13 protein-coding genes are annotated in these 11,277 nt (G+C 58.7%); 4 read left to right on the top strand and 9 right to left on the bottom strand.

The features are described from left to right. Positions 1–124 precede the first annotated feature (124 nt). From rseP to RGCCGE502_RS08880, 9 genes are all read right to left on the bottom strand, one after another. A complete protein-coding gene (rseP, locus tag RGCCGE502_RS08920; RefSeq protein WP_016553828.1) occupies positions 125–1,258 on the bottom strand; it encodes an RIP metalloprotease RseP in 1,134 nt (377 codons plus the stop codon). A gap of 28 nt (positions 1,259–1,286) precedes the next feature. Further along, on the bottom strand, positions 1,287–2,120 hold the full coding sequence (locus RGCCGE502_RS08915; RefSeq protein ID WP_016553827.1) for a phosphatidate cytidylyltransferase: 834 nt from the start codon (positions 2,118–2,120) through the stop codon (positions 1,287–1,289). Continuing rightward, positions 2,120–2,866, bottom strand: coding sequence for an isoprenyl transferase (locus tag RGCCGE502_RS08910; protein WP_016553826.1), 747 nt, complete (start codon positions 2,864–2,866; stop codon positions 2,120–2,122). The genes RGCCGE502_RS08915 and RGCCGE502_RS08910 overlap by 1 nt, the downstream gene beginning before the upstream one ends. Before the next feature lie 42 nt (positions 2,867–2,908). Beyond that, entirely contained in the window at positions 2,909–3,469 is a 561-nt protein-coding gene (gene frr / locus RGCCGE502_RS08905) for a ribosome recycling factor (protein ID WP_016553825.1), read from the bottom strand. A 51-nt stretch (positions 3,470–3,520) separates the two neighbouring features. Next, positions 3,521–4,243, bottom strand: coding sequence for a UMP kinase (pyrH, locus tag RGCCGE502_RS08900; RefSeq protein ID WP_016553824.1), 723 nt, complete (start codon positions 4,241–4,243; stop codon positions 3,521–3,523). 93 nt (positions 4,244–4,336) lie between these two features. Beyond that, complete coding sequence (gene tsf / locus RGCCGE502_RS08895) at positions 4,337–5,263, bottom strand: translation elongation factor Ts (protein ID WP_016553823.1); 927 nt, start codon at positions 5,261–5,263, stop codon at positions 4,337–4,339. Between the two features lie 243 nt (positions 5,264–5,506). Continuing rightward, positions 5,507–6,274: a 30S ribosomal protein S2 gene (gene rpsB, locus RGCCGE502_RS08890; protein ID WP_016553822.1), complete on the bottom strand. Its 768-nt coding sequence runs from the start codon at positions 6,272–6,274 to the stop codon at positions 5,507–5,509. A gap of 225 nt (positions 6,275–6,499) precedes the next feature. Continuing rightward, the gene (locus tag RGCCGE502_RS08885) at positions 6,500–7,150 is read right to left on the bottom strand and encodes a pentapeptide repeat-containing protein (protein ID WP_244441683.1); all 651 of its coding nucleotides are present in this window, start codon (positions 7,148–7,150) and stop codon (positions 6,500–6,502) included. Between the two features lie 178 nt (positions 7,151–7,328). Beyond that, entirely contained in the window at positions 7,329–8,165 is an 837-nt protein-coding gene (locus RGCCGE502_RS08880) for a cell envelope integrity EipB family protein (RefSeq protein ID WP_016553820.1), read from the bottom strand. A 137-nt stretch (positions 8,166–8,302) separates the two neighbouring features. Here RGCCGE502_RS08880 and RGCCGE502_RS08875 point away from each other — a divergent pair, with 137 nt between their 5' ends. The 4 genes from RGCCGE502_RS08875 (at position 8,303) to RGCCGE502_RS08860 (ending at position 11,234) form a co-directional block, all read left to right on the top strand. After that, entirely contained in the window at positions 8,303–8,767 is a 465-nt protein-coding gene (locus RGCCGE502_RS08875) for a RidA family protein (RefSeq protein WP_016553819.1), read from the top strand. Then, a complete protein-coding gene (locus RGCCGE502_RS08870) occupies positions 8,767–9,486 on the top strand; it encodes a glycerophosphodiester phosphodiesterase (RefSeq protein WP_016553818.1) in 720 nt (239 codons plus the stop codon). Before RGCCGE502_RS08875 ends, RGCCGE502_RS08870 begins: the two co-directional genes overlap by 1 nt. Positions 9,487–9,564: 78 nt before the next feature. Continuing rightward, on the top strand, positions 9,565–10,755 hold the full coding sequence (locus RGCCGE502_RS08865; protein WP_016553817.1) for a GNAT family N-acetyltransferase: 1,191 nt from the start codon (positions 9,565–9,567) through the stop codon (positions 10,753–10,755). Between the two features lie 53 nt (positions 10,756–10,808). Further along, complete coding sequence (locus RGCCGE502_RS08860; protein ID WP_016553816.1) at positions 10,809–11,234, top strand: HIT family protein; 426 nt, start codon at positions 10,809–10,811, stop codon at positions 11,232–11,234. Positions 11,235–11,277 lie beyond the last annotated feature (43 nt).

Below are 11,277 nucleotides of genomic sequence, written 5' to 3'. Positions count from 1 at the left end.
CCGCTTTTGTCATACAAGCAAGGGAGCAAGTTAATTTCTGTTTACTTCATTTCAAAGCGTGACGCATTCGCCACTACACCTTTGAAACATCGTAAATAAACGGTAATTTTCCCTCGTCCGGCAATCAACCAATCAAAGCGCTTATATCGTTCCAGGTGGCAAAAACCATCAAGCTCAAAACCATCGCCAAGCCAATGCGGAACGCAATGTCCTGGGCAGACGAACCCAACGGTTTTCCCCTCACCGCTTCAATCGCATAGAACATCAAATGACCACCATCAAGTACCGGAACCGGCATCAAGTTCAGTAATCCGATGGAAACCGACAAGACAGCGGCGAGCTGCAGCAAAGCTGCAACGCCCAAGGTCGCCATCTGGCCGGAAGCCTGGGCGACACGGATGGGTCCGCCGAGTTGGTCAGGCTTCATGTATCCCGAAATGAGATTGCCGATATACTTGAAGGTGCCGGTTACGATGTGCCAGGTCTGGATCGTGCCCTCCTTGACGGCCTCCAGCGGCGAGTAGGTCTGCACCCGGAAGTGGCCGACCTCCTGGTTGGTGACGATACCAATCAGGCCGATCTCGATCTTATTGCCGAATTGATCGGTCATGTCGGTCCGGGCCGGCACCATCGGCACATCCAGCTTCTCGCCGTTGCGCTCGATCGTCACGACGATCCGCTGCTCGGGTCGAATGCTGACGTAGCGCCGAACATCATCAAAGGTTTCGACCTTCGCGCCATCGATAGCGATCAGCAGGTCACCTGGCACCACACCGGCTTCGGCAGCGGCACTGCCGGCCTTAACCTCTGCAACGACCGGATCGGCAACCGACCGGCCGTAGATCGAAAAAAGAACCGCGAAAATCGCAATCGCCAGGATGAAGTTCGCAATCGGGCCGGCGGCAACCGTCGCTGCCCGCTTCCACAACTTGGCGCCGGCGAAAGACCGCGCTCTGTCTTCTTCCGACATTCCCGCCAGCTTGTCGTCATCGGGCTTGCTCGACACGTCCTCATCGCCGAAGAACCGCACGTAGCCGCCGAGCGGTATCAGTGAGAGCTTCCAGCGCGTTCCATGCCTGTCGGTGAAGCCGATCAATTCCGGGCCGAAGCCAATGGAGAACGCCAATATCCGGATGCCGCTCCAGCGCCCGACAAGATAATGTCCCATCTCGTGCACGAAGACGAGCAACGACAATACGAGGACGAAGGGCACGATGTAGCCCGTTAGGAACGCGAGTATACCGGTCAAGCCAAGCATCTGATTTTTCCGCCAGCCTTTGCAGACATTATACGCCGAACAGGGCTGCACCGAGCGACGTCATTTCGCCGCCCTTTATCAGCGAAAAAAGCCCAGCTAGCAAGAACGCCGCAAAGCAGGCGAAAATGAGCCCGTCGACGCGATCCATGACGCCGCCGTGCCCAGGGATCAGATGGCTCGAATCCTTGACGCCGAAGCGGCGCTTGATGAAGGATTCGAAGAGATCGCCACTCTGGCTGCAGACCGACAGTATGAAGGCGATCGACGCTGCGAGGACGACGCTTTGCGGAAAGGCAAAATAGGCAACCAGGCTGCCGGCGATCACAGCGGAGACGGCGCCGCCGATGGCGCCGGACCATGTCTTTCCGGGGGATATCTTCGGTGCCAGCTTCGGACCACCGATGGCGCGCCCGACGAAATAGGCAAGAATGTCGGTCGACCACACCACTGCGAATACGAAGAGCATCGCGAAAAGCCCGACACTATCGGCACCGCGGATGCTCGAGAGTGCAATTCCCGTAAGGCCGGCATACACGATGCCCGTAGGAAACCAGCGCGATACGCCGGACACAAACACGAAGCCGACAGCAATCAAAAAAAACAGCGCAAGGAAAATTAGAGAGTATCCGAGTGTACCCGCGACGACGGCCACCGCGATCGCCGCCTGCCCTAACCAACCGATGGCGTTGGCAATCGGCTGCTCCGTCGCGAGCCTCGTGATCGTCGACCATTCATAATAGATGAGCAGTCCGATCAACGCCGACAGCAAGCTAAAAGCGACGCCACCGTACCAGGTGGCGAGCAGCACGAGAACGGCAAGTATCACGCCGGAGACGATGCGTAGCTTCAGCTCCTGCTGCATCAGGTGCCCACTGCCGCAGCAGTCTGCGCCACCAGTCCGCCAAACCGACGGTCGCGCGACGCGAAGGTCTCCAGTGCTGAATAGAAGATATCCCGGCTGAAGTCGGGCCAATATTCCGGAACGAAAATGAACTCCGAATAAGCGGCCTGCCAAAGGAGGAAGTTGGAAAGGCGCTCTTCGCCGCTCGTGCGAATGATCAGGTCTGGATCCGGGATGCCTGCCGTGTCGAGCCGCGCGTTGATCAACGCCGGAGATATGTCCTGCGCTCTCAGCCGCCCCGCCTCGACGTCATGCGCAAGGCTAACCATCGCACGCGCAATCTCGTCGCGCGACCCATAGTTGAATGCGATAACGAGGGTGAGCGCGGTGTTCGACTTCGTCGTCTCTTCAGCGTCCACGAGAAGATTGAGAATATCGCTCTTCAGGCTATATCGGTCGCCGATCACCTTCACGCGCACGTTCTGGCGATGAAGCTCCGCAAGGTCGCGGCGAATGAAGGCCTTCAGCAGGCCGAGCAGATCGGACACTTCCGTTTCCGGGCGGCGCCAATTCTCCGAGGAGAAAGCGAAGAGCGTGAGGTATTTGATCCCCACGTCGCCAGCTGCACGAACCGTCTCGCGCACGGCGTCCACGCCCTTTCGATGCCCCATCGTTCGCGGAAGTCCGCGCTGCTTTGCCCATCGGCCGTTGCCGTCCATGATGATGGCAACGTGTTCTGGCACAGTCAAAAATGTTCGTTCCGACATTTCCCGTCCGGTTCTTGCAGCAAGGCGCAACCGCAGCGCGCCTCAAACCTGCATGATTTCCTTTTCCTTGTCGCCAAGCAAGCGGTCGACCTCAGAAATCGTCTCGTCGGTCATCTTCTGCACACGATCCGACTGCGCCCGGCTTTCATCCTGGCCAATCACACCGTCCTTTTCGGCTTTCTTAAGGCCGTCCATGCCATCGCGACGGACGTGGCGAATCGCAACCTTGCTTTTCTCGGCATAGTCGTGGGCGACCTTCACCAGCGACTTGCGGCGCTCCTCGTTCAGTTCCGGCAGCGGGATGCGCAGGTTCTGGCCGTCGATAATCGGATTGAGGCCGAGGTTGGCCTCGCGGATCGCGCGATCGACGGCGTTGACCATCGACTTGTCCCAGACGGAGATGCCAAGCATACGCGGCTCTGGAACGGTCACGTTTGCCACCTGATTCAGCGGTACGCGCGAACCATAGGCCTCGACCATGACGGGGTCGAGAATGTTGGCCGAGGCGCGGCCGGTGCGCAGCGATGCGATATCGTGCTTGAACGCGGAAATCGCACCATCCATGCGGCGCTTGAGTTCCTTGATGTCGATGCCTTCACTCATTTCATTGCTCCCGTCTTGGTAGAAGCTGCGGCAAACGAGCCGCCCACCCAATCAGTTATCAGAGACGACGGTCTTGAGGCCACCGCCCTTGAGGATTTCAGCAAAACCACCCTTCTCGTGGATCGAGAAAACGATGATTGGAATTGAATTCTCGCGCGCCAGAGCGACGGCTGCAACGTCCATGACCGCAAGTCCCTTGTCGAGGACTTCCTTGTGCGTCAGATGGTTGAAACGTGTCGCCTCAGGATCCTTTTTCGGGTCAGCCGAATAGATACCATCGACCTGTGTCCCCTTGAAGATCGCTTCCGCGCCCATTTCGGCGGCGCGCAGTGCTGCTGCCGAGTCCGTCGTGAAGAACGGGTTGCCCGTGCCGCCAGCGAAGATCACGACGCGACCGAGCGACAAATGATAAAGGGTTGCACGCTGCGAGAAGCTCTCGCAGATTTCGGGCATGGCAATGGCTGAGAGCACCACGGTATCGATGTTCAGTTTGCGCAGCGACGTTGCCAGCGCCAGTGCGTTGATGACGGTCGCGAGCATCCCCATGTGGTCGCCGGTAACGCGATCGCCTCCCTTGGAGGCAACTGCGACACCGCGGAAGATGTTACCGCCGCCGACGACGACGCCGACTTCCACACCCATCTGCCGCGCTTCGGCTATGTCAGCCGCGATGCGGTCTGCGACCGCTACATCAATTCCAAATCCCTGGCTGCCCATGAGGGCTTCGCCGGAAGCCTTGAGTAGAACGCGTTTGTAGACAGGCTCTGACGACATCGTGGCTCCTCGTATTTTACCGCTGTGTGCCGGATACACGAAGGGCACCGCGTTGTCACGCGATGCCCTTCGGTTTTCACATATATAGGACGATCAGCCCTTGGCGACAGCAGCCACTTCAGCGGCGAAATCGCTCTCTTCCTTCTCGACGCCTTCGCCGAGCAGAAGACGGGCCATGCCGACGACTTCGATCTTGGCGCCGGCTTCCTTGGCAGCTGCTTCAACAGCAGCACCAACCGTCAGGTCGGGGTTGATGACGAAAGCCTGCGAGAGCAGAGCAACTTCTTCGAAGAACTTGCGCATGCGGCCGTCGACCATCTTTTCGATGATGGCTTCCGGCTTGCCGGATTCGCGAGCCTGCTCGATGAAGACGTTGCGTTCGCGCTCGGCAACAGCAGCGTCTACTTCTTCAGCGCGGATCGCCAGCGGGTTGGTCGCAGCGATGTGCATGGCAACCTGGCGGCCGATCGAGGTCAGGACGGCCTTGTCGCCTTCCGACTTCAGCGCAACCAGAACGCCGAGCTTGCCGATGCCGTCGCCAGCAGCGTTGTGGATGTAGGTCGCGACAACGCCGTGCTCGACTTCGAGCTTGGCAGCGCGACGGAGCGTCATGTTTTCGCCGATGGTTGCGATCGCGTCCTTGATGGTGTCGGCGACCGGCTTGCCGGATGCCGGGTAGGTCGCAGCAGCAATGGCTTCAACCGTGCCGTCGGTGGACAGGGCAACGTTGGCGATGCCGCGAACCAGATCCTGGAAGGCGTCGTTACGGGCAACGAAGTCGGTTTCCGAATTAAGCTCGACGACAACAGCCTTGTGGCCGGCGCCAGCGATGGCGATCAGGCCTTCAGCAGCAGCGCGACCAGCCTTCTTGTCGGCCTTAGAGATGCCCTTTGCGCGGAGCCAGTCGATCGATGCTTCGATGTCGCCGTTGTTTTCCAGCAGCGCCTTCTTGCAGTCCATCATGCCTGCGCCGGACTTCTCGCGCAGTTCCTTCACCAGTGCAGCCGTAATCTCGGTCATAAGCTTCCTCTTGTCGGTTCAAACGGTGGCCCGCGAAAGGCGGTGCGGCACCGGATTGAGGCACGAAATGTACCTGTATGTATGACAGCGTGATGAATGACGCGTCATAACGAAACTTGTATGGCGAAGGACTGACTTCCCTCGCCTGAAACGGTCAAGGCCGCCGAACTTCTGAGAGTCGCGAGCGGCCTTTCCCAATCTCTGGAAAGCATGGCGAACCTCTCGATCCGCCTGCTTCTTTTATCAGGCTTCGGCTTCGCCTTCGAGCGCCGGCTCAACCGGAGCTTCGATCGATGCGCCGAGGTCGCGGCCCGACGAGCTCTGCTGGCGAGCGATACCGTCGATAGCGGCACGAGCGATCAGGTCGCAGTAGAGGGCGATGGCGCGCGAAGCGTCGTCGTTGCCGGGGATCGGATAGTCGATCAGATCCGGGTCGCAGTTCGAGTCGATGATTGCGACAACCGGGATGCCGAGGCGCTTGGCTTCGTCGATCGCGATCTTTTCCTTGTTGGTGTCAATGATGAACATCAGGTCCGGCGTGCCGCCCATGTCCTTGATACCACCGAGAGCCTTGTCAAGCTTTTCGCGCTCGCGCTCGAGGTTCAGGCGCTCTTTCTTGTTGTAGCCGGACTGTTCCGAAGACAGGATCTCGTCGAGCTTGCGCAGGCGCTGGATCGAGTTGGAGATCGTCTTCCAGTTGGTCATCATGCCGCCGAGCCAACGCGAGTTGACGTAGTACTGAGCGGAGCGCTTGGCCGAGTCAGCGATGAGCTCGGAAGCCTGGCGCTTGGTACCGACGAAGAGAACGCGGCCGCCACGAGCAACGGTGTCGGAGACAACCTGCAGGGCGCGAGACAGCATCGGAACGGTCTGAGCCAGATCGATGATGTGGATGTTGTTGCGATCGCCGAAAATGTACGGCTTCATCTTCGGGTTCCAGCGGTGCGTCTGGTGGCCGAAGTGGACGCCTGCTTCGAGGAGCTGGCGCATAGAAAAATCGGGCAATGCCATGCCTTGTTATCCTTTTCCGGTTGAACCTCCGCAAGGCTAACAGCACCCTCTTCGAGGACGCCACCGGCGGAACCATCCGGATTTCTCCCGGACAATCCCATGCCTTACGTGTGGAATGCGGGTGCCCTTACCCCCCCTTCCGCGGAAAATCAAGGCTCTCGGTGAAAAAAGCGACAATAGAAGCCAAGGATGTGACGCACAACTAGCTGCGCTACACCTGCACAATCAATCGGATTCGCAGGGCCAACTCGCCGGAGCGGAAAGTCCGGCAGGCAACTTCGTCTTCGCATCGCCGCAGGCAAGATCGATTTGAGCCTGCTCGAGACCGGTCGCGGCAGACAAATCAAGTCCTTCGATTCGCGTCAGAAACATAAAGGCGCGATCGAACGCTGCCGGTCCTTCAAGAGTTGCCCCACTCAGATCGGCGCGCGACAGGTTAGCGAGAGAAAAGTTGGTACCGGTGAGAACGGCCTTGGCGAAGCTGGCGCGGCTAAGTTCGGCCTTCTCGAAATTTGCACCGCTGAGCTTGGCACCACCGAAATTCGAGCGTTGCAGTTCTGCCCCCGCGAACGACGCCCCTTCTGCAGAGACATTTTCGAAGCCGGAGCGATAGGCCTCGATCTTCGAGAAGTTCGCCTTGCCGGCTTGTGCCCCTGTGAACCAAGCCCGCACCAGCGTTGCTTTCTCGAAATTCGCGGAGGACAAATTGGTCCCGCTGAGATTGGTCAGGCTGAGATCGGCGTCAGCAAGGTTGGCGCCCTGAAAGTCGCTCCCCTGCAACATGAGATTTTTCTTGGTGCACTCCCTCCAGTCGATTCCAGCCACCGGCATGCTGCTGCAATCCGACGCCAGTGGTGGGGCGCCGGTGAACCACATTAGCGCGACCGCAGTTGAGATACCGAAGAGCCCACCACCCAATACACCATGCCGTATCGCCAAGATTCTCACTCCAAATCCGACCCTTGCGCTGAAATCAGCGCGCCATTTGAATTAGTAGCATAGAGAGGGTTTACTTAGACATAGCGACAATCGCGATGGCGGCCAGCCGCAACGATTATTTGCAGGCAGCCGACTTGCTGTCGAGCAGCTCGAGCTTGGCAAGCCTGCCGGTCAAAACAAAGTCGCCGTAGTCCATGGTCAGATCGCGGGTGATGCCGTTTTCGTAGAGTTTGAACGACATGCGATACACGGGCAACGTATCCGTCTTCGTATTCTCGTTAAAATACGAGATCGTGACGGGCCAGAAGGCGGCCTTCGAGAAGGCGCCGGCATTGCCCGCATCGGCCTCATCGGTCGCCGGCGCCACCTGCTTGCCGACAACAGTCGTCGTCACCAGCGCCTTGTCACCGTCATCCGAGCCGTCAAAGACGCGTGCCTCGAACAGGCGCTTGCCTGCCTTGGCATTCTCGATCACATCAAGCATGTGCTCGGTCGGGAAACGGCTTGCGCCAAGTTGCAGTTCCTTGCTGGCCGGTTGCGTCAGGGCAACCTTCACACCTTCGGCCAGATCCTGGGCGGCCCCGTTGACCTCCTTGTCGAGCTGATCATCGGTGAAGGATTTGGTGTCAAAGGTGAACCTGCGATCCTTGAGGTTCTCGAAGGTCTTTGTCTGCTGGTCGCTGACGCGGACGGCATCACCCGTGTCGATCTGTGTCACGAAGCGGAAGTTGGTGGTAAAGCCCGTGCAATAGTTGCCGTCGAACTCATACACCATGCGGCCGGACATGCCCGAAATACCGGAGCGCTCAGAGGCATCCTTCAATTCCAGATCGTAGACAGCCCTGTGGGCGACGAGACCGGTCGCAATCGCGGCACTCGTTGCAGGCGCCGCCGCATAGGCGGTCGTCGAAACGCTCGCCAAAAGAACTGCGGCAAGACTCGATCGGAACATTGACAATCTCCTGTTGGACTCGCCTGCAATGTTATAAGAACGCTTTCGGCCAAATCGAGGCTCGAAAATGTCACAATCTAGATTCCAAGCCTTGATGCATAATTTTAGAACTATTGACAATAAAAGCGGAGAGGAAAATGTCCGATCAAATCGCTGCGCGCCTGAAAGAAATGGGGATATCCCTGCCTGAAGCTGCCGCACCGGCCGCAAACTATGTTTCCTACGTCATCAGCGGCAACCTCCTATACATCTCAGGGCAATTGCCGGCCGAAAACGGCAAGATTACTACCGGTCATCTCGGCAAGGATGTCGACCTCGCAACCGGCCAGCGTGCCGCCGAACTCTGCGCCGTCAACATTCTCGCTCAGGCGCGCGCCGCCCTCGGCGGCGACCTCGGCCGCATCAAGCGCGTCGTCAAACTCAATGGCTTCGTGGCCTCGACACCCGACTTTGTTGAACAGCATCTCGTCATCAATGGCGCCTCCAACCTGATCGGCGCCGTACTCGGTGAGGCCGGAAAGCATGCGCGCGCCGCGGTCGGCATGGCCGCGCTGCCGCTGAATGCAGCCGTTGAAATCGACGCGATCATGGAAATTGCCTGATGACTTCTGCTGAATGGCTCAAAGAACAGCCGGTCGCTCATCGCGGCTACCATGATCTCAACAAGGCGGTGTGGGAGAACACGCTCTCGGCATTTTCGCGCGCAGTCGAAGCGGGCTTCGCCATCGAATGCGACCTTCACTACGCCTCTGATGGCGTACCTGTTGTCTTCCACGACGAGGACCTGGAGCGGCTGTGCAATCTGAAGGGAGACGTGCGCGAGCGCACGTCTCGAGAACTCGGCCTCATCTCCGTTGGCGGGACCGCCGACAAGATTCCGACGCTGCGGCAGTTGCTCGATCTCGTAAAGGGGCAGGTGCCCTTGGTTATCGAACTGAAGGGCCGTGAGGCCGACGACGAGGGCTTTGCCGAAGCCGTTCTCGAAGTGCTTGAGGGGTACGAAGGCAAGGTTGCCCTGATGAGCTTCGACCATTGGCTGCTTCGTGACTTGAAGGGGTTGAGTGCCCCCTATCCGCTCGGGCTGACGGCTGGCGGCAACAAACCGGAAGAGTTCGAAGTCCACGAGAAGGCCATGGAACTCGGCCTTGACTTCATTTCTTATTTCTTCGCGGATCTTCCAAACCCGTTCATCACGGCGCAGCGGGAAAAGGGCATCGTTGTCATCACCTGGACTGTCCGTGACGAAAAGGGGCGAAAGCACACCTTCGAGAATGCCGACCAGATGACATTCGAGGGATTCGATCCGCGCCTTTCGGTTTGATGCTCGCTTTTTGGACAAGATCATGCGCAGACTGTTGGTGAGCCCTATTCTCCTCCCAAACGGTCTCGCATTCGCTCCATGACAGACGAACTTTCAATCCGCATCGAGCGGTCTTTCACCCCGATTTCCCCGGAGAGCTGGTCGCGGCTTTCCGGGACCTCCCCAAAGGGCACCGCGCTCGCCTACAATCCTTTCGTGTCGCATGCCTTTCTTTCTTCATTGGAAGAATCCGGATCGGCGACGGCGCAATCCGGCTGGATGGGCCACCATCTTCTCCTGGAAACGGACAAAGGCGAGCTTATCGGTGCCCTGCCCGGCTATCTCAAGAACCATAGCCAGGGCGAATATGTTTTCGACCACGGCTGGGCAGATGCCTTCGAGCGCGCCGGCGGACGGTACTATCCGAAGCTCCAATGCTCCATTCCTTTTACCCCTGCGACCGGCCCACGGCTGCTTGTCGCCGAAGGTCTGCAACGCCTGCCGATCCAGCACGCCATAGCCGAGAGCCTCAAGGAGGTCGTACGCCAGCTTGGCGTCTCTTCCGCACACATCACCTTCGTACCCGAGGACGAGATTGGTATCTTTGAGGGCGAGGATTACCTGCACAGGACGGACCAGCAGTTCCACTTCATCAATGAGGGCTATGCCAATCACGAGGAGTTTCTGGAAACGCTCGCGTCACGCAAGCGCAAGGCGCTTCGCAAGGAACGCCGCACCGCGCTTGACCACGGCATCAGCATCGATTGGCTGACGGGCAGCGACCTGACCGAGCGGATCTGGGACCAGTTCTTTGAATTCTACATGGATACAGGCGGCAGAAAATGGGGCCGACCGTATCTCACCCGCAAGTTCTACTCGCTGATTGGCGAGCGCATGCCCGACGACATCCTGCTGGTGATGGCAAAGCGTGACGGTCGCTATATTGCCGGTGCGATCAACTTTATCGGCGGCGATACGCTTTATGGTCGTCATTGGGGCTGCGTCGAGGATCACCCATTTCTACACTTCGAAGTCTGCTACCACCAGGCGATCGACTTTGCCCTGGCAAAGGGTCTTAAGCGCGTCGAAGCTGGAGCCCAGGGCGAGCATAAGCTGGCACGCGGCTACCTGCCGGTGACAACCCATTCCGCGCATTACGTTGCTCATTCCGGACTGCGCCGGGCAATCTCTGACTATCTCGAACGCGAGCGTGACGACATCGAACACATGAACGAGATCCTGACCGAGCACAGCCCGTTTCGAAAGGGCGAACGCCAGCAGGAGGATTGACGCTTTCGCCCCTGTCGCGCTACGCGATCACAGCAGTAATGAGGAGAGTTCGTATGACCAGCGCCGCCTACGACAGCAACAATATTTTCGCCAAGATCCTGCGCGGCGAAATTCCCTCGCACCGCATTTACGAGGACAGCGACACGCTTGCCTTCATGGACGTGATGCCGCAGGCGCCTGGCCATGTGCTCGTCCTTCCGAAGGCGTCGTCACGCAACCTGCTCGACGCCGACCCTGCCGTCCTCGCCAAGACGATCCCCGTCGTCCAGAAGATCGCCAACGCAGTCAAGGAAGCTTTCGACGCCGATGGTGTCTTCGTCTGCCAGTTCAACGAACCCGCCGCCGGCCAGACGGTTTTCCACCTGCACTTCCACGTGATCCCGCGTTATGAAGGTACGGCCCTGCGTCCCCATTCGGGTCAGATGGAAGACAATGCGGTGCTTGCCGCCAATGCCGAAAAGATCAAGGCTGAACTCTAATCAACGCCGAGTATCGACCTAGCGTTGGCGAAGATAGCAGCAA

The sequence above is a fragment of the Rhizobium grahamii CCGE 502 genome (genome assembly GCF_000298315.2).
Lineage (GTDB): Bacteria > Pseudomonadota > Alphaproteobacteria > Rhizobiales > Rhizobiaceae > Rhizobium > Rhizobium grahamii.
The sequence above is the reverse complement of the archived record's forward strand: the minus strand, read 5'-3'. Positions and strand labels throughout refer to the sequence as shown.

What these genes read in the sequence shown, in the direction of transcription:
- rseP (WP_016553828.1), bottom strand. Translation starts at nt 1,258, where the DNA reads ATGCTTGGCTTGACCGGTATACTCGCGTTCCTAACGGGCTACATCGTG.
- RGCCGE502_RS08915 (WP_016553827.1), bottom strand. Translation starts at nt 2,120, where the DNA reads ATGCAGCAGGAGCTGAAGCTACGCATCGTCTCCGGCGTGATACTTGCC.
- RGCCGE502_RS08910 (WP_016553826.1), bottom strand. Translation starts at nt 2,866, where the DNA reads ATGTCGGAACGAACATTTTTGACTGTGCCAGAACACGTTGCCATCATC.
- frr (WP_016553825.1), bottom strand. Translation starts at nt 3,469, where the DNA reads ATGAGTGAAGGCATCGACATCAAGGAACTCAAGCGCCGCATGGATGGT.
- pyrH (WP_016553824.1), bottom strand. Translation starts at nt 4,243, where the DNA reads ATGTCGTCAGAGCCTGTCTACAAACGCGTTCTACTCAAGGCTTCCGGC.
- tsf (WP_016553823.1), bottom strand. Translation starts at nt 5,263, where the DNA reads ATGACCGAGATTACGGCTGCACTGGTGAAGGAACTGCGCGAGAAGTCC.
- rpsB (WP_016553822.1), bottom strand. Translation starts at nt 6,274, where the DNA reads ATGGCATTGCCCGATTTTTCTATGCGCCAGCTCCTCGAAGCAGGCGTC.
- RGCCGE502_RS08885 (WP_244441683.1), bottom strand. Translation starts at nt 7,150, where the DNA reads ATGTGGTTCACCGGCGCCCCACCACTGGCGTCGGATTGCAGCAGCATG.
- RGCCGE502_RS08880 (WP_016553820.1), bottom strand. Translation starts at nt 8,165, where the DNA reads ATGTTCCGATCGAGTCTTGCCGCAGTTCTTTTGGCGAGCGTTTCGACG.
- RGCCGE502_RS08875 (WP_016553819.1), top strand. Translation starts at nt 8,303, where the DNA reads ATGTCCGATCAAATCGCTGCGCGCCTGAAAGAAATGGGGATATCCCTG.
- RGCCGE502_RS08870 (WP_016553818.1), top strand. Translation starts at nt 8,767, where the DNA reads ATGACTTCTGCTGAATGGCTCAAAGAACAGCCGGTCGCTCATCGCGGC.
- RGCCGE502_RS08865 (WP_016553817.1), top strand. Translation starts at nt 9,565, where the DNA reads ATGACAGACGAACTTTCAATCCGCATCGAGCGGTCTTTCACCCCGATT.
- RGCCGE502_RS08860 (WP_016553816.1), top strand. Translation starts at nt 10,809, where the DNA reads ATGACCAGCGCCGCCTACGACAGCAACAATATTTTCGCCAAGATCCTG.